Genomic DNA, 18593 nt, shown 5'->3' with positions numbered 1-18593 from the left:
GACGCTACGCCGAAAGCATCCCCAAACTCCGCTGTAGTGCGGCCTTCGCGCACCCGTGATCAGCGTGGAGGGGATGGGAGAGCCTGCCCACCGATCACCGCACATTCACTCGTTCGGGTGATCGGGTAGGCGGCCCCGCACAGGTCGCAGGGTGCGAGTACGTCCCTGTCGTGCTGCGGGGGCCCTCTTCCGCCGGCGAAGCCCGCCCTTCGGCGGGGGCGGCGGCGTTCAGCCGCTGACCGCGGCCTCAGGTGTCTGTGGGTGGCGGGTGAGGCCCGCGGCGGTGACGGCCTGAACGTGTTCGGGCGGCAGGCTGTCCCAACGTCGGCGGAGGTTCTTGAGCCACTGGCCGACCTTGAACTCCTCGCCGTCGACGGTGACGGTGTCGCGCTGATGGATGAGGACGTGACCTTCGCGGTCCCGGAAGGCGGCGACGGCCGCCAGGCCCTGGTTCAGCTGCCGCTGCTGGCGGGCGGCTCGGCCGGTGGGCTGCGCCGGCTCATCGTCGGGTTCGATCAGGGTGATGCCCAGCTCGCTCACGAGCCGGAGCTGCTCGGGATGGAGTGTGCTGTATTCGGTGCTCTGCGCCGCGACCCATTCACCGAGGGGCTCGTCGTCGTCGGTGATGAAGTCGGCGGGGAGGTCGTCGAGCGTGATGCTGGCTTCGGCGTAGGTGCGGGCGGTGTAGTAGAGGCGCTGCCAGGTGATCGGCCACGGCGGGTTCCAGTACGGGTCGATCTCGGCGAGTGCGGTGTCGGTGGGGTCGGGTTCGAGTCCGTTGTCCGCGCGGGTGCGGGCGGCGGCTCGGCGGTTGGTGAGCCAGCGGCCGAAGGCGTAGTCGCCGATCATCTCGTCGCTGGGAACGGCGAGATGGCCGCGGCGGGCGGCCCAGCTGCGGGCGTGGAGGAGTCCGCGTTCGGCGGCCTGGGTCTGGAGGTTCCAGATCATGCCGAGGTGTTCCAGGGACTTGATCTGGGAGGGCTTGAGGGTGCCGGCCGCGTACGCCTTGCGTGCCCGGTTGATCCAGCGGCCCAGCGCGAAGCCGCCCGCATCGTCGTAGAGCCGGGGGACATCGAGGTGCCCGTGGGCCTGCTGGTAGACGGTGGCGGCTTCCAGACCGCGCCGGAAGGACGCTTCGCGGGGGTGCAGGACGCGCAGCCGAAAGGCCTGGGCGATGGTGTCGGCGGGGAAGGGCCGGTCGAAGACGACGTCGACGGGCACGCTCGCGTCGTCCTGCTCGTCCTCCGGCTGCGGGTAGGAGGGCTGTTGGGGGACGGCGAGACGGTCGGCGATGCGGTCGTCGTGTGCACGCAGCGCCTGGAGGACCCGCCAGAGCGGGCGGTACAGGTTGGAGCCCATGAGGTCGTCGGCGTCCTCGCCGGGGGCGACGTAGACGGGGACGATCAAGGTGGCCTTCTTGCCCTGGCCAGGCTTTTGTCGAAGGGCGCGGCCGACGGCCTGGACCGTGTCGACGATCGATTCCTTGGGATCGGCGAAGACCACGGTGTCGATGCTGGGGATGTTGACGCCCTCGCCGAGAAGGCGAGCGTTCGCGATCACCGTGCGGAGGGCCGGCGCGAGGAATGCGCCCGGGCGGCCGTCGAAGCGGTCCAGGAGCTCGCGTCGGTAGGCGGGGTCCTGGTTGCCGTCGAGCCCGGCCGCCCACAGTTCTCCCGGGTCGGGGCAGCCGGTTCCGGTCTCGTCCAGCGCGTAGAGGAGGGCGGCCGTCTCGCGGAGGGTGTCGGCGAAGGCGTGGGCGTCGGCCACACGGTGGTGGAAGCTCACGACGCGGCGCAGATCGAGCTCGGCCATGGCGCGCAGGACGGCGATCTGGAGGGCGGCCTGGCGCAGTTCGGCTTCGGTGGCCATGTCGGAGATCCCGAGCCGGGTGCGGATGGTCGCCTCGTTCACCTCCATGACGACGACCCGGTAGTCGGCCAGGAGGTCTTCGTCGATGGCCTCGGCGAGCGGGAGGCGAAAGCAGGTGTCGCCGTAGAGAGCCGGGTTGTCCATGGACGCGACGAGCGAGTCGTCCTCGTCGTCACCGGGCTCGCCGGCCGACCAGATCCTCGGGGTGGCGGTGAGATAGAGCCGCTTGTGCGCGGGGATCAGTTCGTCGTCGTGGACGGCGGCCCAGCGTTTTCCCAGGTCACCACTGGTGCGGTGGGCTTCGTCGACTGCCACCAGCGACCAGGCGGGGAGAGCGAAGTGGGTGTGGGCGTACTGGACGCGGTGCAGGGAGTGGTAGGTGGCGAAGACCGTCAGGCCGGGGTTCTGGTGGACGGTGGCGGCCAGGGCGGCCGGGTCGGTAGTGAACGCGACGGGCTCGCCCGCGGTGTTGGGGCGCTTGGAGCACAGGGCGAGCACGGGCCCGGTCATGCCGGCGGTGCGCCAGTCGTCGATGGTCTGGGCGAGGAGCTCCAGAGTGGGCAGCAGCACCAGCCGGGTGCCCTGGGGGGCGACACGGGCGGCGGTGCGCGCGGCGACGTACGTCTTGCCGGTGCCGCAGGCCATCACGACGGAGATCCGGGCGGTCAGGCGCAGCGCGGTGTGCGCGGCGTGGACGGCCTTGGACTGGTGCGGGCGCAGCCTGATCCTGGGCGGTGGGGCGGTGGTGGTCGCGGTCACGGGGTGGCCGGTCCTTTCAGCCGGGTGCGGGCGGCGGGTCAGATGCTGAACTTGATGTGGTCGATGCCGGTCAGTGCGACCGACTGAAGAGAGGTGGCCCGCGAGCCGCCGTCGGTGAAGTAGTCGTCCCGCAGCCCGTCGGCGACGATCTGGGCGAGGTCTTCCTCCGAGGCGCCGGCCTCTTTGGCTTCGAAGAGGGCTGCGGCGGTGGCGGCGTCCAGGCGGCGGGTGAGGCGGCGGTAGCGGGGGTCGTTGGTGGTGCCCTTGGGGGACTTGAACCCGAATTTCCCTCTTACGTCCACTTTGATGCCGCCGGTGGTGACGGCGGCCTGGAGCTTCTTCGCCTTGACGATCGGCTGCCAGAGCTGCTTGACCGTGGCCTCGATGAGGGCGGCGGTCTCGGGCTTCGCGGCCTTGATCTCGTCGTCGCGGTAGCGCTCGACGGTGCGCTGGGATTTGCCGATCTTCTCGGCGACCGCGCGGGCGGCCTCGGCGCGGCTGACGCCCTTCTCCTGCTTGAGCAGAAAGCGGATCCGCGCGCCGAGCGTCTTGGGGATCGGCTGGGAGTAGGCGGTCTCGGCGGCCTCTTCCAGGCGGTCTTCGATCAGTCCCACGGTCAGTCAGCTTCCCTACGGTTCAGGCCACGCGGACGAGCGAGGCGTCCTTGATTTCGTTGGCAATGTTCACTCCGTCGGCGAGCAGGTCCAGCGCCCAGCCGATGGTCTGGCTCCCCTGGTGCTTGACGGAGCCCGGGTTGACGCCGAGGCGGAAGCCGCCGCGGATCGGCTCGCCGTCGGGGCCGAGCAGGACCGGCAGCGGCGACAGGCCGTCGATCGCGTAGACGACGCAGTCGTTGTTGACGGCGAGCGGGTACCGCCCCGCGATGGTGAGGCTCTGCATCTTGCGGTGCATGTTGGTCCGCGCCTTCGACAGGATCATGGCGCGGATGTCGGGCCGCCACGTCAGACGCCTCAGGGCCGGCCACGGGTCGCCGAAGACGTGGTCGAGGCCGAGGTTGGGGCGCTGGCGCAGCTTGCCGATCCCGGACTTGGCGGTGGCCTTGATGGCGTTCGCCAGCGTCACCAGGAGCGGGTCGCCGTCCTTGTAGTGGGCCATCGCCGCGAGAAAGGCTTCGTCGTCGAGGTCCGTGGTGACGCCGAGGTCGGCCATCACGGTCAGGTAGGCGTCGCGGAGGGTGTCGTACCAGGGCTGGAGGTAGGGGCTGTGGGTCTCACGGACCCATGCCTCCATCGGGCGGACGTCGGCGCCGAGTTCGACGGCGTAGGCGACGGTGGGCGTGGCGTACCAGCCGGGTCCCTCGGGGCGCTCGCCGCTGGAGGTGAAGGGGCTGGGCAGGCGCGGGTCGGTCTCGATGTGGGAGAGGTCGAGGAACCAGGAGCCGGGCAGCTCGGGGTCGAAGGACGGGTTGCGGGGGTAGTGGATGGCCGGGCCGGTGCCGACGTGCAGACGCCGGCAGGCGGCGAGGAAGGCCACCTGCACGTCGAGGGCGGCGACGTGGGTGCGGGCCCGTTCGTCGTCGGTGATGAGTTCGGCGGGGCGGACCCAGATGCAGGCTTCCTCGTCGAGGGCCTCGCTGGCGGGCCGGGAGCCTTCCTCGGGGTAGTCAGCGACGACGACGGGGTGTTCGTCGGGGGCCTCGCACGGGGCGGGGTCGACGACGGTGTGAAGGGTGTGGGGCACCTTCGCCGAGACGTACTTGTTCTCCTTCTCGCTCCACTCTGCCTTGGTGGGCGGGCGCAGCGAGGTCATGAGCTGTTCGCCGGTGACCGCGAGGGTGCCGCGGGGGGTGATGACCAGGCGGGCGTAGGTGCCGAGCATCCTGGCGAGTTCACCGGCGGGCAGGTCGCCGGCCTTGCCCCAGGCGCGGGTCTCCAGCGCGCCCCAGGGCACGAGGGCGAGCTGGACGCAGTGGCGCTTTCCGTCGAGGCGCTTGAAGATCCTGGCCCAGGGGCCGAAGCCGGACTTGGTGAGTTCCCAGCCTGCCTTCGTGATGTTCTTGACGATCTTGTCGTCGGCCGGCAGGCGCAGGTCCTCCTGGTCCGCGAGGTTGGTGGGCAGGCCGAAGTGGGCCACGGCCCCTTCGGTGAGGATGATCAGCGGGTCCTGGTGGAACCCGTTGTCGTGGAGCTTGGCTGCCCCCAGGCGGATCTTCTTCTTGTCCAGCGCCCACGCGGCCAGAGCCTGGAGCGTCTTGGCCGGGCACGGCATGGTGCGGCCGTCGACAAGGTGGGCGGTCAGGGCGCCGTCGGTGATGTCGAGGACGGCCAGCGGACCGTCGGCGTGCTCGGGGGCCACCGCCTTCACGGCCGGCTTCTTCGCCGTCTTGCGGCGGGAGGCCGAACTGGTGGCGGCGCCCGGGCGGCGCGGCACGGCCGGCGGACGAACGGGAGACGCGGGAGCAACAGCCGGAAGCGCGACTGCCGGTGCGGCGGCCGGGGGTGCGGCGTCCGCCGAGGGGGCGGGAGCCGGTGTGAGGGCAGCGGGCACGGGGGCGGCCGTCTCGGCTGCGGTCGGCAGGACGGGCTCGGCCGGGGCAGTGGGCTGCGTGCCGCAGCGGGGCACGCCCATGGCGGCCATGGCCTGGAGGTAGATGTGGCGGGGCTGGCCTGCGACGAGGCATGACGTCGGCTTGCCGCAGCGGACACAGGGGCGGGTGACGTCCTCGGGCAGGTAAGTCCCGGAGCCGGGCGCGTCGTACTCGGGGTACTCGGCCTGCGCCGCCGTGTTGTCGAGGGCGGGGCTCTGGTCGGTGTCCGGCCAGGCGAGTTCGGGCGGGTCCTCGATGTCGTAGTCGAACAGGGGGGGCTGCTCCTCTTCCGCGGCGGCCGCCGGCTGCGGCGGAGGCGCGGCATCGGGCACGGGCACCGGCACGGGCACCGGAGCGGTGGCGCCGCTCGTTGCTGCGGCGCGAGCGAGCTCGTCGGCGAAGTAGGCGAGGAGCCGGGCGTAGAGCTGCCCCTTCTCCCCACGCGGCGTGCGGGGTGGATCCGATTCCCAGGTCCACACCGTCTCGCGGCGCACGCTGGTCGCCTTGCCCATCTGCGTCACGGTCCAGCCGAACTCCTCGCGGAGCCTGACGCGTGCGGCCGGGTCCGGCAGCGGCGGCACCGGGCCGTCGACCGGGATCCGTGCGAGCACCGCCGTTACCGGGTCGGTTGCCGGGTCCACTTCCACCTCCACCCTCAAAAACAGAATCTAACGCGAATCCAACGTACCCGCACCGACCGCCGATTTCAAGTTCTGTTTGCATTTCAATGTGCATTATGGTTGTTGCTTGTTCTGGTTTCAAGATGTAAGTTGATTGCTCGTTGAGAGGGGCCGCCGCTGGATGGCGGGCGCGCCCCCACACAGGGGCGGCACACACCGAGCCCACCCCCGTCCGAGCTGGGAGCCCCGTTCCTGTCGGGCATGACACCTGAGGAGTACGACAGCCATGGCCTTTCCCTCTCGGCACGTTCTGCCCCCTGAGCCCGGGGAGCCTGCCGCGCCCGGGTCGCGGATCACCGTGGAGGCCGGCGACATCCTGATGCGACGAGGTCTCAACGATCACGCCCGCTCGGCCCACGTGAACGTGATCGAGGCCGCCAAGGCTCTGGAGGACTTCCGCCTCGGTCGCAACGCCGCGCTGGAGCGCGCTGAGATCCTCGCCCGCCGGGCCGTCACGACCTTCCAGGAGCGCACCGGCGAGCACGACGAGGCCGCTTGGCAGGCCGTCGTGGTTTACATGGTGGAGCTGTGGGCGAGCCGCTACACCGCGGGCCGCCCGGCCGCCTTCGACCCGGCCCCGGCCCCGCCGTCCCTGTTCACCCCGGGGCACCCGCTGCGGCTGGAGACGGTCAGCCGCGATGCCCACGACCACGTCCTCGGCGCCGGCCGGTCGCTGGAGCGGGCGGCGCGCGGCGTGGACACGATCGACATCGCCCGCGCACAGCACGGCATGCACGAAGCCGCCCGGCTGCTTCATGACCAGCTCGACGGTCTGTCCATGCCGCTGTGGGTGCTCATCAGCCGGTTGTGCGCCGAGATCCACGCGGAGAACCTCCGCATTCTGAAGACGCCCGCCCCGGGCACCTCGGCCTGAACCTCTTCTCGTCGTCGCCGGGCGCATGCCCGCTGCCCGGCATCACCCCTTCGCCACCAGCCAGGAGTTCACCATGAGCATCACCACGCCCGTCTTGTCCGCCGTCGGCCCCGTCCGGGCCGGGCAGCTGTGGCAGGACATGGCCCCCGACATGGTCGATCGCGAGCGGATGCTGCGCGTGGTCGCCGTGGGCGCGACACACGCCGACTGCGTGGTCGAGCGCGACAACAGGCCGGGCGCGGCCGGCCGCAAGGCGCGTCCGCTGGCACTGAGGCGCTTCGCGACGAGCGCCTTCACCCTGATCGAGGACGTCGTCGACGACGCCGACCAGCTCGTCTACGCCCGTTTCCTGGCGGCGATCACGGGCGTGCAGGGCGGCAGTCCGTCGCCCGTGGAGTACGCGACCGCGGCGCTGCGCGTACACAAGGAGCTCACCGCCGAGGCAGCGAAGGGCCAGGACTGACCCGGCCCTCGGCACCCGCCTGTCCAGCCGCGCGGCGGCCGCCCGAGGGTGGCCGCCGGTCCCGCACCCCGCTAACCCACGGCCTGGTGGCCGATTCGTGTGATCGCTGATGGAAGGAAGCAGAGAAGAGATGGCGTTGTCGGCGAAGACCGGGGCCGCCCAGGCCCCGGACACCGCGTCCGGAGACGAGGTGTTGCAGTCCGGTGAGATCGTGGCCGTGGAAGGCTGGCCGGGCGAATGGGAGCTGATGGAGCCCGGGCCCGGTCCTGGTGTGTGGACCGTGGAGTCCGCGCGGCTCGAAAACCGGGTGAGCGCGCAGGCCGCGGTGAGCGCGCTGCAGCGCCTGGTTGACGCTCCCCACGTGCGGCGGGGCGACCTGGTGATGCAGTCCTACCCCGAGCAGGAGCGTGCCGCAGTGGTCGGCGCCGTGTTCCGGCTGGGCCAGTGGGTGGCGGTGAAGTCGTACACGCTGCCCGACGGCAGGGTCTGGCGCACGATGGACGCGGTCGACCGGCTGGAGGTGGTCACGCCGGAGCAGCTGACCGCGGCCGTCCGGCTGGTGGTCGCCCACGGCACGCACCGGGGCCGGATCGTGCAGGCGGTCGTGTCCTCGCGCGCCGGGCAGTTCCGCGTGGTGTGCCGGTGTGCGCCGGGGGCCGGCGAGATCTGCCGCGACGGCCGCAAGGTCACCTGGTGCCCCAGCCTGAACAGCGCCCGGGACCTGTGGGACTGGCACGTGTACGGCACTGCCCCTACTGAGAGCGCCTCGTAGTTGTCCGAATCCTGGTGACCGCCACAAAGATGGAGCCACCCTTTGGTCGGACACAGGACTCCTCGGCCTCACCGGGGCGAGAATGGCGGCCATGTCACTCTCCATGGCCCGCTGTGTGGAAGCGGTTGCCCGCCTGCTGGATGCCTGCGGGCCGCTGGAGCCGGTCCGGCTGTGCATGAGCGAGGCGGACGTGCAGGCGGAAGTGTGCGCGAGCGGGCCGGCCGCCTCGGCAAGCATGGCGCGGCTGGCAGCAGCGTGCGGCGAGGCGGCCGGCCTCTCGGCCCACCGTGACGGTGTGCTGACGGTGGACCTGGAGGAGGAGCTGGTCCTGGTGGCCGCCGTGGATGCACCGGTGCGCGGCGCCGTCCCAGGGGGACGGCTGACGTCGGCGGAGGCAGCGGCCGAACTGCTGCGGACACTGGTCCCGTGGACGGCCGCACTGGACCAGGAGCGGTTGCCGGGGGCGCAGTTGTGGGTGGAGGACGACGGCCGGGGTTTCACGGTCCGGCTGCTGGCGACAGCCGCGAGCAGTGACGACATGGAGGGGGTCGCCGCTGCCGCCGGCGCAGGGCTGGAGCGGATCCGGACCCGGCGCACCGACAGCGGACTGGACGGGCAGGGATGTCTCCCGTGCGGGCGGACCGTCCACCTCGGGGTCGTCCCCCTCTCCTGACCACCGGCGGCGGCTGATGTCCCCGTCCGGTGCGCGGTGCGCAGCGGACGGCGTCGGCTGAGGATCCGCTCCACCGGCTGGTCCGCGCTCTCCCGCGCGGGATGATCATTCCGGGGCTCCGGCCCATCGCCCGCGTGAGGCGTGAGGAGCGGCGGTCCGGCGTGGGCGGTGGCCTGCTTCCCCCGAGGGTGGGAGAGCTGCACGAACTTACGACTGTTGTTGCTTATTCGCGTTTCGATATGTAATCTTGTCCGTGTTGAGGGCGCTGCTTCCCCTCCAACGCACACCGCTTGGAGCTGCACTGCAGCTCCCCCATGCCCCCCCCTTCCGGAGAACTCCCATGTCCGAAGCCGAAGTCGTCCACACCGTCATAGCCCGGCTCGTCGCCGAGGCCGACGAGACCCAGACGCAGCTCATCCACGAACTCGCCCGCCAGGCCGGCTACCTGTGGCGCTGCGGGAACCCGGCCTGCCCCGCCTACAACGACCGGGGCCGGCGCTACTGCCAGGGCTGCGGCTGGGGCCACAAGGGCAAGCCAGTCGGCGACGTTCACCCCTCCATGTACACCGAAGGCCGGTGGACCCGGCTGCGCCGAGCGCTCCTCAAGCACTACGCCCTCGACGCTCCGATGCCCGACGCCGTGGTCTTCGACTACTGGGGCGGGCCCGGCTGGCGCGGCGCCGAGGTCACCGAGATGTACGGCGGCATGACCGAAGAGATCACCGACGGCTTCCGCGACCGGGCCCGCTTCGAGGACATCGCCGCCGCGCTCGACTCCCTCACCAAGTGGTCGGAGCCGAGCTATGGCGAACACATCCGCGTCGTCCTGACCCCTTGAACCCCGCCGCCCGCCGGGGTCCGGCGAGCAACCGCTGGGCCCTGGGGCCGCAGAGAGCGAACCCGCCGTGTCCACTCTGCTGATCGGCTGCTGGTCCAAGGACCGCGCCACCCTCAGCATCACCGCTTCCCACCAGGTCGCCGACGGGGACCAGGCCGCCATCGACGCCCTCACCCGGCCCGCGTTCGCCCAAGGCGCGAACTGGGCGTGCGAGTTCGACGTCGACGCACATCGTCGCGCCGTGCAGCGCGCGTACGAGGAGTTCGCCCGCGACGACGGCGCCTGGGTCGACGACACCGTCGAGCACTACGAGCCCGACGCCTACTGACCGTCCCACCACCGGGCGGCCTTGCACCCCGGGCCGCCCGGCCCCCTACCTCTCCCGCGCCTCCACATCCGAAGGGCTCCCGCATGCTCGACCACACCGAATTCGAATGGGTCCCCGCCGACGCCACACCGGTCCTGCTCTACCCCGGCTTCACCTCCGACGACGCGCTCGTCGAGCCCGGCGAGATCACCGCCGCCGTCTACAACGGCAGCGACGGCATCGCCCTCCACGGCACCCGCGACGAGGTGCTCGCCCTCCTCCTCCGGCTCGCCGACGCCGTCCGCAACGCTCCGCCCGTCCCGACCACGGAGGCGTGCATCGCAGCCTCGACCGACCCCTCCACCTGGGTGCCGGGACCACTCACCGAATCGCTGGCCCCGAGCACCAGGGCCTGGCCCCTGTGCGATTCCGAGACCCCCCAGCCCATCGCGGCCGACCCCCGCCTGGCCACCTGTTCCAACTGCGTCGACGCCTTCAACGAGCACGGGCCGCTGACCCCCCTCCGCCTCGTCCACTTCCTCCCCGACCAGCCCTGACCCACCCACCGCGAAGGCCGCTTCCGTGACCAACTCCAAGCCTGCGCGCCGACCGAAGCCCCTCCCCGAGATCGGCGCCACCTACGCCGAGCGCAGCGAGCTGTGGCGCCACCACATCCTCGGCGCACGCCAGGTTCATGTCTGGACCGTCACCAGCCGCATCGACGGCCGCGTCGCCTTCAACGGCCACACCGAGCCGACGTTCTCCGCCTACTGGATCGGCAAGCACCTGATGCGCTGCGAACCCGACGGCTCCCCCACCGACCCCACGTACGTGGAGCGCGAACGTGCCCGCCTCCAGGACATGGAGAGGCAGCACGCCGCCCTTCCCCCGCTCGACCAGGTCATCAACGAACTGATCGCCGAGAAGCTCCGGCCCTCCCGACCACACCCCGTTCCGGTGCCGGGCCCCGCAGGGGCCCGGCACCCCGACCTGAGGCACCCATGAACACTCCGCATGACGCAGCCGGCTCTCTCTACGAAGCCCTCCTCGCCGAAGCCCAGCAGTGGGCGTGCGACGACGCCGAGGACCAGAAGGTGCTCGACGCGATCGACTACGCGCCCACCCCGCACGACAAGCTCGCGCTGCTGCAGAACTCCAACCTCGTCCCCTCCCACCTGTCCTCGGCCATCGCCGACGCCCTCCTCGCACTCGACCCCGCCACCTACTCCCCCACGCCGACACCCCCGGGAACCCCCATGCCAGACCCCGAACTCCACCGCGTCCGCGACGCCTCGATCACCGTGGTCGACGCCTCCCCCAAGGACAACACCCCCAGCGACGTCTACGAGATCCAGGTCTTCGGCGTCAGCATCCTCATCCGCCGGCGCGCCCAGTGGGGCCCCGACACCGACGTCCCCTACATCCACATCGAGGACCAGCGCGACGAGGCTGGCCTGCTGCTCGTCAAGGTGAACAACAGCGGCGAACACGAGCACCGCCCCGGCGCCGAGGAGACCGCAGCATGACCCCCGACCGTGCCTACGCCACCGCCCGCCAGCTGATCGACCCCGACGCCGACTACACCGTCCACGTCCGCACCGAAACCGGCTGGACCCAGCCCGCCGACCCCGACCACCGGGAACTGCCCGGCCTGGACGTCCTCCTGGCCGCCCGCCGACTCCTGCGTGCCCAGCCCCCGGGCCGCGTCAGCAGTACCCATCCCGACACTCTGGACATGCACTCCGGCGACGGCCGGTTCTGGCTGCGCTTCGTCGCCACCCCCGCCGAGGAAAACCCGGGTCAGGCCGAGCCGACCACCAACGGCCGGGCGCCGGACGGGCTGTGGCGGCTGCTCGGCCTCTCCGGCTCTTCACTCGTGCCGGTCGCCCGCGGCGATCTCACGGACTCCGACCTGGTGACACTGGCCCGCGCCTGCCTCACCCTCAAACAGGCCCACCCGCTTCCCCAGCAGGGCGTGACGCCCGAAGTGGCGCTGCTGCTGGAGCGCCTCGCGACCAGCATGGACGCCCTCGACAACGGCCTTCCCGACGCCCCGGACATCGACGAAGTCTTCTGCCGCACAGAGCTGCTCATCCTCGCCGAGGCGGCACTCTCCCTGTACCGGACCCACGCAGACCCCGACAACCTCCTCGGCCGCCCCGAGGTTCTCCTCCTGGCTCACCTCGCCTACGACGACACCCCGCCCTGACCTACCTCCCCGCACCATGAGAGCCCGGTCCGCGCTGAGCAGCGCGGACCGGGCTCTCTGCCTCTCGGATCACCGATTGAAGGTCCCGGCCTGAGGCACTGACGAGCTTCTCCTGCCGCCCAGCCGCTTCGAGTCGGTCGCGTACCTGCGCCGCCCCGCCGCCGGCCGCTCCCCCGCCACTTGCGGCACACAACTCGTGTGCCGTCGCATGCCGTCACGCCGCACCGGCCTCGGCGGCCTCTTCGCCGCGCGGACCCGTACGTGCCCCTAGGGCCGGGGCATGCCCCGGCAGGGCCGGTTCAGTCCCGGCGTGGGATCCAGCCCGGGGCGGGGTCGCCCGGCGCGGTGAGGACGTGGGCGAGGTTGTCGGCGGTGGTGTACGGGACGCGGGGGTCGGTGACGAACGCGGCGGGCTCCACAGCGCGGGTCACCATCAACGGCAGCACCTGCCAAGGCTGTTCGGAAGCGGCCCGGCAGGCCCCCGCGGCTTGTCCGGGGAAGGCGGCGATGGTGGCCGTCTTGGCCAGGAGCTTGTCGCGGTAGCGGGTCGTGAAGCGCTGGATGTGCTGGAGGACGGCGTGCGGTGCCACGGCGGGTACCGGGTTCTTCGCCTCGATCACCCACAGCCTCCCGCGGTCCGGGTCGGCGATGAGCAGGTCGACTTCGCCGGTCAGGCCGGGGATGCCGAGAGAGGCGGCAGTCTTCTCCAGCAGGCGGAAGCGGTGGGGCAGACCTGCCCGCTGGGCGATCTCCTTGAGGTCGCTCTCCAGGAGCTCGTCGAGCTGCTGACGGTGGCGGAGCAGGGCCTTCCCGACAGGATCGGGGACATCGGGACGGGGCAGTCGTCCTTCGTCGATGTAGCCGGCGTAGAGCTCCTGGGCGGCGTGGACGAGCCAGGGAAGGACGAGCAGCCGGTCCCCGGCGGTGATCAGGGGGTGGGTCATGGGGCGGGTGCGCCGCTCGACCTCGGTGTAGGGATGCGCTCCGACGGAGGCCGCGTTGCCCGGGTGCAGGGTCAGCCGCTCGGTGGCGGCGATCAGCTCCTCGTCGGGCAGGTTCGACCAAGCGGCGGCTTCGCGTAGGAGGTCTTCAGCCGTGACGGCGGTGGTGCCTTGCGGGCCGGTGGTCCAGTCGACGGCGGTGGCCAGCACGGCGCCCAGGGCGGCCAGGCCGCAGTTCCAGTGCTGGCGCAGCAGCCGGTCGGCCTGGGCGAGGTGGCTGCGGGGTGGCAGCTCCGCCTGGGTGTACTCGGTCGCCGTGCGGATGCCCGGGCCGGCCAGGACGGTGGCGGCGTCGAGCGGCTCGGGATCGGCGGTCGCGGCCCGGGTGATGCGGTGCTGCTGGCGGGCGCTTTGGTAGGCGTGGGCGTCGAAGCCGAGGTGGGCGGCGAGTTCGGCGTCCGTGCCCTGGATGTCGGCCGAGTCGGGGTCGGGGGTGTCGGGGTCGGGGGTGTCGGTGAGGGTGAAGACGCCGGTGGGGTGGATCTGCAGGTGGAGGTCGTGCAGGCGGCGAGCGGCGGCGACTGCGGTGGTGCCGCAGTGTCGTACGAGCTCGGCCAGGGCGACGAGCTCGGCGACCGCGATCGTGTCGACGGGCTTTTCGCCGGCGGGCGGGGTGGCGATCGCCTGCTGGAGCAGGAGTTGCAGTGCGGAGGTCGCGTTGGCGCCGTCGCTCTGGCGCCGGCCTGCCTCCTCGATCCAGTTCTCCGCCCACGGCGCCGTCAGGTTCGCGGCGGCCTCGGCGTCGCCGCGCGTGCGGCTGGCCCAGGCGGCGTTCAGGTGGCGGGCCAACTCGTCGACCAGGTCGGGCCGGTGCGCGCGGATCTCCTCGGCGAGCATCTCCTCCAGCGCGTGGAGCAGTTGCTCGGCGGGACCGCCCCGGGCGTAAGCCTGCGGGCCGCTCCATGTGCCGGCCGGGATCCGGGCTCGGCGGACGGCCGCGGCCGCGGTGCTCAGGGCGCGGGCGTGCAGGTGGGGCGAGCGCGGCAGGGTGTAGGCGGGTGCGGTGGCGGGCCAGGAGTTGGTGGCGCCGCTCAGGCGCAGGACCGGGTGGGCTGTGTCCCATTCCGCCAGGTAGGTCTCCCGGTCGGTGCCGGGGCCGGCGCCGCGGGCCTGGCGGATCTGGTCGAGCAGGTGGTGCAGCACCTGGCCGACGATGTGGTGTCCCTGGCGGCCGTCGCCGGTGAACGCGGCCAGCAGCGGAGGGTCGATGTCCACGCCGATGCGGGCGCGGTCCGGATCTGCGCCGACGTGCAGCAGCAACCGCTCCCCCGCTTCCGGGTCGCCGTCGGGTTCAGTGTCCACGCCGGCGGTCGCCGGGGGCTGGTGGGGCTCGGCGGTTGCGGTCAGCTCGATGACGATGGGGGCGCCGTCGGGGAGCGTGGCGTGGTCGGCGACCGTGGGACAGGTGACCAGGGTGGTGCGCAGGGCGTCCGCGAGTCCGGTCATCGTGCCTGGGTCGAGGAACGTGTCCGGGCCGGGGCGGACGGTGGCGACGACCACGAGCGGTGGGAGCGTGGAGACGTGCGCGATCATCTGGCCCGTCGAGGTGGGGTAGACAAGGTCGGCGTGCTCGCCCACGGGGTCCGGGTCGGGCTTGTCCAGTCGGGCGAAGCGCCAGTGGAGGGCTTCGGGCAGTTCAGCGGCGGCCAGCACCTCGTCGGTGGCCGCCCACGCCGCGGCCCGTTCCCATGACACGTCGTGCACGGCCGGCGAGACGGCGGCGACCTCGTCGCGGTACGGGCCCGGCGGCAGCAGCGTCGTCTCGCGCCGCCACGCGGTCCACGCGTGCAGCACGTCGCGGTAGAAGACGCCGTGCACGCCCGGGTGTTCGGTGAGTTCCAGGATGAACAGGGCCAGTACGGCCAGGTCACCTTCTGCGTCGGCAAGGATCTCGGCGAGTTCCTCGGTGTGCAGGTAGACGGTGTCCTCGATGAGCTCCGGGCCCAGGAACCGCGGCCCGCCGTAGACGACCAGGCGGCCCCGCCCCGTCGCCAACTCGCCCAGGACGGAACGCGCTTCCTCGATCCGGGCCGACAGGGCGCCCTCGGCCAGCGCGCTGACGATCGCGATGTCGTAGCGGTCGGCGGGTGCGGACAGCACGCACACCCGGCCGGGACGGGCCGGGACTTCTTCCATGCCCAGCAACTGCGCGGTGCGGGAGACGACGAGGTCCTGCAACCGCTCCTCGGCGGCCTCCACCGCCGAGGCGGGAAGAGCGCCAAGCAGGCGGCCGGCGGACGGGGCGAGGGCATCGGTCGCGGCGCAGGCCGGCACCGCTACCCGCCGGCCGTGCGCGGTGACCGCGAGGACCGGCCCGAGCAGCGGCGCCTGCGGGTGGTAGCGCAGCGGAAGGCCCTCGATCGGTTCGGTCAGCCAATCCAGCGCCCGCGCGGCGTCCGCCGGCTGCCCGCACGCGGCGGTGACCGCGTCCAGGTCCGCGCCGGCCAGCAGACGGGCGGCGCCGACCTCGTCCTCGGTGAGAGCGCACACGACCTGCGGGTCCTCGTCCGGCGCGCCAGCCGGCCACGCCGGGGACACCGCGGTGAGGGTGTGGTCGCTCAGGCGCAGCGCGAGCTCGAGAACGTCGCTCAATCCGAACCCGACCGCTGCGCGCGCCGGTTCATCAACAGCCAGCGCGGTCAGCTGCAAGCTGCGCAGGACCAGGAGGGGGTGCGCGAGCTGCCCGGGATGGACCAGCAGCCGCTCCCCCGCCGACGTGGCGAACCGGACCCTGCCCCGTACGTCGCTGGGAACCCGGTCGGTCACCACGCCGCGCCCGGGCGCCGCGCGCCCGGCGGCCTCGACCAGCCCCGGCAAGTCCGCCGCGGCCGCCGCGGCCGCAGCAGCACCGGTACGCGCTGGAGTTCGCAGAGTGCGGGTCCACAGCAGCAGGAGGTGATCGTGAACGCGGGAACAGCCCGGAGACGCCAGCGCGGCCTGGAGGAGCACCGTGAGCGAATCGGTGGAGAAGGGGGCGAGCGCCCCGTCGATGGTCTTCCACTGCACCCGCCGCTGCTGAGCGGCGGTGAGCGGGCTGCGTGCCATGGTGCGTTCCGTCCGTACGTTCCCGGTTATGCGAGGGCTCAGCCTGACAGGCAACACGGCACCCTCGCGCCGGTTTCGGCAGGCTGATCCACAAGACGCGCTGGTTCGTGCACTTCAGCGTTCCAGCGGCCTTGACATGAACTTTCACATGTTCACTACCTAGGACACAGGGCGGGACACAGGGCGGGACACAGGGACACCTGCGAGACGGTCACGCTTGGCGGCCCGGCCGAGCGACTCCTCGCTATTGCCATGGTCGTCGACCGTGTGCGCGACTCCTCCCGCTCGGCCCGCCAGTCAAGGTCGCGCCGGCCACCCAGGGAAGCTGCTTCGTTGAGCGTCGGACGTACCCCACCCGCGTCATCGCTCGTCAACTCGCCGATGCGAGGTCGACGTGTCGGCAGTCGCGCTCGACCCCGCGCAACGCCCTACCGACAGGTGCAAGTCGGCAGACTGACCGCGCCCCGACCTCCGGCCCCCGGGCCAAGCGAGCCACCGCGCGAGGGATAGCCGATTCACCCGTTCGTGTCCTTCGTTGAGGCCATGAGCGCCGACGTGGTTCACCTGCTCCACGTCGGAACGGTCCGCCCTCGGAGGACGGATCCTCCCTCCCTCCGAGTCTTTGGCCGGTCGCGACGCAGCGCGCACATGGGTTGAATTTACCTATTGACACGAATAGTTGACATACGCCTGATGTCTTAAATTAACGCATTCGAGAGGAAGACTGAGGCGCAGATCGCCTACCGAGGCCTCACAAGATCAGCTCTTGCGCTCAGTAAAGGGATCTTAAAAACACGCTTTGACCTGCACTTTCACATGTTCACTACCTAGGACACAGGAAGGGACACAGCGCGGGACACAGGGACACGACCGGCTCTATCAGTCGACCGCTCCCCCGAATCTCGACCAGCGAGCGCAGTCCTGAATCCGGTCTGCAGACACTCCAGAGTCACACCCGGGCGACCCTAGACTCGCCCGACGGACTGCGTTCCAAGCCGTCACACCACCCCCCCTTGCACGCTTCTTTCTGCGTGCCAACCCCAGTGAGTCATCTCATCTCTGCTAGCGTGAGCCCGCCGTCCAGTGGACTGGATGGCACCCGGGCAGCAACCCAGCAAGCTCGGCGTCGCAGCGACCAGCCGTCGGGCACCAGCGATCGGGTCACGAGAAGCACGTAGGGCTTCACGTCACCCCATCAGGAAGCCCCACCACTACGGCACTCACCGCAATCTGAGGGTCGCCGAAGCGTCGACTGACTGGACTGTTCGGCCGACAAGTAGCAACTCGCCAAGAAGTAAGCAGGTACTCCACTCTCATGCCTGAGCAACTCGCTACGGAGCAGGCCCAGGGCTTGGTGCCCTCTCCTGCCCGCGAAGCCGATGCGGTTCCCGCGACGTTCCTTTCGGGGAACATCACGCCGCCTGCCCTGACAGTGCCTTCTCACGTCAGCACCGAAGTTCGGGAACTGATCTACAGCCTCCCGGAACCCTTGAGGACAGCCGTCCTTGCTGCCCTCAACACGCCTGACGGCGTGAAGATCACCATGGGCAACGCCAAGGGCGGCGTAATGAAGACGACGATGTCCGTCTACGTTGCCTTGATCCTGGCACTCACCGGCGAACCCGTTCTCCTCGTAGACGCCGACGACACCAACAAAACCTGCCTCAAGTGGCAGGCCGCAGCCGGAGACGACTGGCCGCCCCTCGTAACCGTCGTCGGGTACACGGGCCCCGCCATGGCCAAGCAGGTCACGGATCTCATGGCGCGAGGCTTCAAGCACCTGGTGATCGACGTTGGCCCCACGGACAAGGGGGTCCTGAAGACCGCCTGGATGCTGACTAAGCGAGGGATCGTTCCGACCCAGCAGCACGTCGGCGATGTGGTCCAGCTGACGACTACGTTCGACCTCCTCAAGGAGATGGGCGAGCGCATCGACCTCTTCGTCATGCTCGCTAAGTCGTTCCCCAAGCGCAGCAGCTTCACCAACGCTCGCGACTACATCCAGGGGCTGATCAACGGCGAGAGCGCCGACCACCCGGACGGCCTTCCCAGCGTGGATCTTCTGGAGGGCACCATTCCTCTCCTCGAAGGCATCGCTGACACCTGGGGCTCGATTCCAGACGACTTCGGCCACTTCGGGTCAGTACTCGCCGAGGCGCTCGGAGTTCCGGCTTCCGTGATCGCCGAGCGAGAAGCTGCCTGGCTCAAGGACGAGGTGGAGGCCCAGTAATGGCTGAAGCCAAAGGAGGGAGTCAGACTCCCGCTCGACGGCGGAAGGCACCGAAGGCCAGCGCTGCTTTCGGAAAGCTGAACCAGCTGTCAGCGTCTGGCGCCCTTTCCAAGATCAACAGCGATCCCCAGACGACGTCCGGTTCGGTACCTCCGGTGGACAGTGAGCCGGCCGGGCCCCTGCAGGACCAGCCGACCGCCGAGAGCACGCCGACCGAGCTCGCACCAGCGGCCGCACCCGAACAGACCGAGCCCTCGGATGCCGGCGCGTCTGCCAGTCCAACGGACGTACATGTGCCCGAGCCTCCGGTGGACAGTGAGCCAGC

Annotated in this window: 15 protein-coding genes; 11 read left to right on the top strand and 4 right to left on the bottom strand. The window is 70.9% G+C overall.

Going from position 1 to position 18593, the window contains the following annotated elements:
- Positions 1-228: 228 nt before the first annotated feature.
- From SMIR_RS42855 to tap, 3 genes are read right to left on the bottom strand one after another with little or no spacing between them, the layout of a single operon-like run.
- Positions 229-2628, bottom strand: coding sequence for a DEAD/DEAH box helicase (locus SMIR_RS42855; RefSeq protein WP_212728854.1), 2400 nt, complete (start codon positions 2626-2628; stop codon positions 229-231).
- Positions 2629-2666: 38 nt separating this feature from the next.
- The gene (gene tpg / locus SMIR_RS42850) at positions 2667-3242 is read right to left on the bottom strand and encodes a telomere-protecting terminal protein Tpg (protein WP_212728853.1); all 576 of its coding nucleotides are present in this window, start codon (positions 3240-3242) and stop codon (positions 2667-2669) included.
- Between the two features lie 22 nt (positions 3243-3264).
- Positions 3265-5817: a telomere-associated protein Tap gene (tap, locus tag SMIR_RS42845; protein ID WP_249938722.1), complete on the bottom strand. Its 2553-nt coding sequence runs from the start codon at positions 5815-5817 to the stop codon at positions 3265-3267.
- A gap of 265 nt (positions 5818-6082) precedes the next feature.
- Here tap and SMIR_RS42840 point away from each other — a divergent pair, with 265 nt between their 5' ends.
- The 10 genes from SMIR_RS42840 to SMIR_RS42795 all read left to right on the top strand — a co-directional run bounded on the left by SMIR_RS42840 (position 6083) and on the right by SMIR_RS42795 (position 11992).
- Complete coding sequence (locus tag SMIR_RS42840) at positions 6083-6730, top strand: hypothetical protein (protein ID WP_234482769.1); 648 nt, start codon at positions 6083-6085, stop codon at positions 6728-6730.
- A 73-nt stretch (positions 6731-6803) separates the two neighbouring features.
- Positions 6804-7193, top strand: a complete 390-nt coding sequence (locus SMIR_RS42835; RefSeq protein WP_212728852.1) for a DUF6354 family protein — start codon at positions 6804-6806, stop codon at positions 7191-7193.
- Positions 7194-7323: 130 nt separating this feature from the next.
- The gene (locus tag SMIR_RS42830; RefSeq protein WP_212728851.1) at positions 7324-7965 is read left to right on the top strand and encodes a hypothetical protein; all 642 of its coding nucleotides are present in this window, start codon (positions 7324-7326) and stop codon (positions 7963-7965) included.
- Between the two features lie 91 nt (positions 7966-8056).
- Complete coding sequence (locus SMIR_RS42825) at positions 8057-8638, top strand: hypothetical protein (RefSeq protein ID WP_234482768.1); 582 nt, start codon at positions 8057-8059, stop codon at positions 8636-8638.
- Between the two features lie 340 nt (positions 8639-8978).
- Positions 8979-9476 (top strand): hypothetical protein, encoded by a 498-nt coding sequence (locus tag SMIR_RS42820; protein ID WP_212728850.1) that lies wholly within the window; start codon positions 8979-8981, stop codon positions 9474-9476.
- A 67-nt stretch (positions 9477-9543) separates the two neighbouring features.
- Positions 9544-9804 carry a hypothetical protein gene (locus SMIR_RS42815; protein WP_212728849.1) on the top strand — a complete coding sequence of 87 codons (261 nt, stop codon included), beginning with the start codon at positions 9544-9546 and terminating at the stop codon, positions 9802-9804.
- Between the two features lie 83 nt (positions 9805-9887).
- The gene (locus SMIR_RS42810) at positions 9888-10340 is read left to right on the top strand and encodes a hypothetical protein (protein ID WP_212728848.1); all 453 of its coding nucleotides are present in this window, start codon (positions 9888-9890) and stop codon (positions 10338-10340) included.
- 25 nt (positions 10341-10365) lie between these two features.
- Entirely contained in the window at positions 10366-10788 is a 423-nt protein-coding gene (locus SMIR_RS42805; RefSeq protein WP_212728847.1) for a hypothetical protein, read from the top strand.
- The gene (locus SMIR_RS42800; protein ID WP_212728846.1) at positions 10785-11309 is read left to right on the top strand and encodes a hypothetical protein; all 525 of its coding nucleotides are present in this window, start codon (positions 10785-10787) and stop codon (positions 11307-11309) included. Before SMIR_RS42805 ends, SMIR_RS42800 begins: the two co-directional genes overlap by 4 nt.
- Positions 11306-11992, top strand: a complete 687-nt coding sequence (locus SMIR_RS42795) for a hypothetical protein (protein WP_249938721.1) — start codon at positions 11306-11308, stop codon at positions 11990-11992. The genes SMIR_RS42800 and SMIR_RS42795 overlap by 4 nt, the downstream gene beginning before the upstream one ends.
- 299 nt (positions 11993-12291) lie before the next feature.
- Here SMIR_RS42795 and SMIR_RS42790 read toward each other — a convergent pair whose 3' ends face one another.
- Positions 12292-16038, bottom strand: coding sequence for a hypothetical protein (locus tag SMIR_RS42790; protein ID WP_212728845.1), 3747 nt, complete (start codon positions 16036-16038; stop codon positions 12292-12294).
- 1315 nt (positions 16039-17353) lie between these two features.
- Here SMIR_RS42790 and SMIR_RS42785 point away from each other — a divergent pair.
- A complete protein-coding gene (locus SMIR_RS42785; protein WP_200723470.1) occupies positions 17354-18268 on the top strand; it encodes an AAA family ATPase in 915 nt (304 codons plus the stop codon).
- The last annotated feature ends 325 nt before the right edge of the window (positions 18269-18593 follow it).

Source organism: Streptomyces mirabilis (assembly GCF_018310535.1).
Taxonomy (GTDB): Bacteria; Actinomycetota; Actinomycetes; order Streptomycetales; family Streptomycetaceae; genus Streptomyces.
This window is presented reverse-complemented; position numbering and strand designations above follow the sequence as displayed.

Excerpts from the sequence above, each read along its gene's own strand:
- SMIR_RS42840 (WP_234482769.1), top strand. The coding sequence starts at position 6,083 with ATGGCCTTTCCCTCTCGGCACGTTCTGCCCCCTGAGCCCGGGGAGCCT.
- SMIR_RS42835 (WP_212728852.1), top strand. The coding sequence starts at position 6,804 with ATGAGCATCACCACGCCCGTCTTGTCCGCCGTCGGCCCCGTCCGGGCC.
- SMIR_RS42830 (WP_212728851.1), top strand. The coding sequence starts at position 7,324 with ATGGCGTTGTCGGCGAAGACCGGGGCCGCCCAGGCCCCGGACACCGCG.
- SMIR_RS42825 (WP_234482768.1), top strand. The coding sequence starts at position 8,057 with ATGTCACTCTCCATGGCCCGCTGTGTGGAAGCGGTTGCCCGCCTGCTG.
- SMIR_RS42820 (WP_212728850.1), top strand. The coding sequence starts at position 8,979 with ATGTCCGAAGCCGAAGTCGTCCACACCGTCATAGCCCGGCTCGTCGCC.
- SMIR_RS42810 (WP_212728848.1), top strand. The coding sequence starts at position 9,888 with ATGCTCGACCACACCGAATTCGAATGGGTCCCCGCCGACGCCACACCG.
- SMIR_RS42800 (WP_212728846.1), top strand. The coding sequence starts at position 10,785 with ATGAACACTCCGCATGACGCAGCCGGCTCTCTCTACGAAGCCCTCCTC.
- SMIR_RS42795 (WP_249938721.1), top strand. The coding sequence starts at position 11,306 with ATGACCCCCGACCGTGCCTACGCCACCGCCCGCCAGCTGATCGACCCC.
- SMIR_RS42790 (WP_212728845.1), bottom strand. The coding sequence starts at position 16,038 with ATGGCACGCAGCCCGCTCACCGCCGCTCAGCAGCGGCGGGTGCAGTGG.
- SMIR_RS42785 (WP_200723470.1), top strand. The coding sequence starts at position 17,354 with ATGCCTGAGCAACTCGCTACGGAGCAGGCCCAGGGCTTGGTGCCCTCT.